Origin of the sequence: Lolliginicoccus suaedae, from assembly GCF_008312885.1 — a bacterium.
In the GTDB taxonomy this organism is placed as follows: Bacteria; Actinomycetota; Actinomycetes; order Mycobacteriales; family Mycobacteriaceae; genus Lolliginicoccus; species Lolliginicoccus suaedae.
Genome location: NZ_VSSO01000008.1, coordinates 1 through 2,044, shown reverse-complemented (window position 1 = coordinate 2,044; position 2,044 = coordinate 1). Strand labels below are relative to the sequence as shown.

Annotated in this window: 1 protein-coding gene; it reads left to right on the top strand. The window is 68.9% G+C overall.

Features of this window, described 5'->3' with window-relative positions; translation table 11 throughout:
• A partial coding sequence (locus FXO18_RS15790) for an arabinosyltransferase C-terminal domain-containing protein (RefSeq protein ID WP_149362116.1) occupies nucleotides 1-1,819 on the top strand: 1,819 nt, incomplete at its 5' end.
• Nucleotides 1,820-2,044: the final 225 nt, after the last annotated feature.

Genomic DNA, 2,044 nt, shown 5'->3' with positions numbered 1-2,044 from the left:
CGAGGCCTCCCGCCTCCGCACCGCCATCGGACCCTCCCTCGCCTGGTACGAGGAGATGACGCGGTACGTGGACCTCTTCGGGCCAGCTACCGACGGATCGCTGGGCCGACGCTTCGCCGTGCTGGTGCTGGTGTTCGCGATCGGTGTGGCCGGGGCAATGCTGATGCGCCGCGGTGGCATTCCCGGGGTGCCGACGGGGCCGGCGTCGCGGATGCTGGGCCTGACCGTCGCCTCGTTCCTGTTCCTGACGTTGACGCCGACGAAGTGGACGCATCACTTCGGCGCGTTCGCCGGGATCGGCGCCTCGGTGGCGGCGATCGCGGCCGTGGCGATGGGGCCGGCGCTGGTCCGGTCGGCGCGTGATCGCCTGGTGCTGGTGTCCGTGCTGCTGCTCATCACCGCGTTCGCGATGACCGGCACCAACCGCTGGTGGCATGTGTCGAACTATGGGGTGCCGTTCGGGGACCGCCCGCCGCTGTTCCTCGGCCGCGGGGTGGCCAACTGGCTGCTGCTGCTGGCAATGATGGTGTTCGCCGCGGCCGCGCTCTACCACTACCTCGGCATGCGGGGGCGCCCGGTCGCGGCACCAGGATGGCTGCGCTGGCTGACGGCGGCCCCGATCCTGGTGATCGCCGCGATCGTGGTGGTCGCGCAAGTGGCGTCGCTCGCGCTGGGCGCGGCGAGGCAGTATCCGGCGTACTCGGTGGGCCGGTCCAACATCGATGCGATCCTGGGGTCGCCGTGCGGGCTGGCCAATGATGTCCTCGTCGAGCAGGATCCGAACGCCGGCCTGCTCGATCCCGTCGACGGTGGTGATCCCGCGACCGCCCTCGGTGGTGGTGGCAACGAGGGGTTCACGCCCAATGGCCTAGCCCCGGATCTCGCTCCCGACCAGGCCGCGGGCGAGGATGCCCCGTCCACCCTGGTCGCGGCGGGCGAGGCCGATGCCGGGGGACAGCAGCAAACCCTCAACCCGACCGGGTTCGACGACGACCAGCGCCAGGAGGAGGGCATCAATGGCAGCACCGCGCCCCTGCCGTTCGGGCTCGACCCCGCCCGCGTGCCCGTCCTCGGCAGCTACCGCAGCGGCGAGCAACGCTCGGCGGAACTGACCAGCGACTGGTACGCGCTGCCCGAGCGATCCGATGACCGGCCCCTCGTCGCGATCACCGCGGCAGGCCGCATCGCGGGCACCGACGCCTTCGACCGGCCGATCCGCGGGCAGGAGCTGCGGGTGGAGTTCGGGATCCCCCACGAAGACGGCTTCGCGGTGGTCCATGCCGCCACCCCGCTCGATACCGGGCCTTTCCCGTCCTGGCGGAACCTGCGCGTGCCGCTCGATGCCGTGCCTGCCGACGCGACCGCGGTGCGGATCGTCGCGCGCGATACCGATCTCGACCCGTCGCAATGGCTGGTGGTGACTCCGCCGCGCGTTCCCGTCGTCGATACGTTGCAGGACGTGGTGGGCAGCGACACGCCAGTGATGATCGACTGGTCCATTGGTCTCGCTTTCCCCTGCCAGCAGCCCTTCGTGCATCGCAATGGCGTGATCGATATGCCCGAGTACCGGATCGCGGGTGATTTCGAGCTGAAGCTCGGTACGGACATCGCGCAGGGCAGCGCCGGCGGCGGACCCGTCGGAATCACGTCGATGCTGGCGGAGGAACAGCAGGTCGCCACGTACTTGAGCGATGACTGGGGCCGCGACTGGGGCTCCCTGCAACGTCTTGTCCCGTACTCGGAGGAGGCGGTCCCGGCGAGCACCGAGCATGAAACGGTGCGCCGGTCGGGGCTATGGAATCCTGGGCCGATGCGGTAGCCCGGTGTTACTCACCGGAACGAAACTGAGTTTGTTCTCACTTCTGTTCCTGTGAATCACGGTTTACTGGCAAGGTTGCCCCGCGGTTGCGAATACCATCAGGGGTCGTGGCAGTCGGATTGTTGTCTTCGGGGATGGATGGTTCGGTGACGGAGAAGCGTGTGCGTATGGCTCGTCTGGTAGCGGTGATCACCGGCCTCGCCGGATTCATCCTCGCCATCGCCA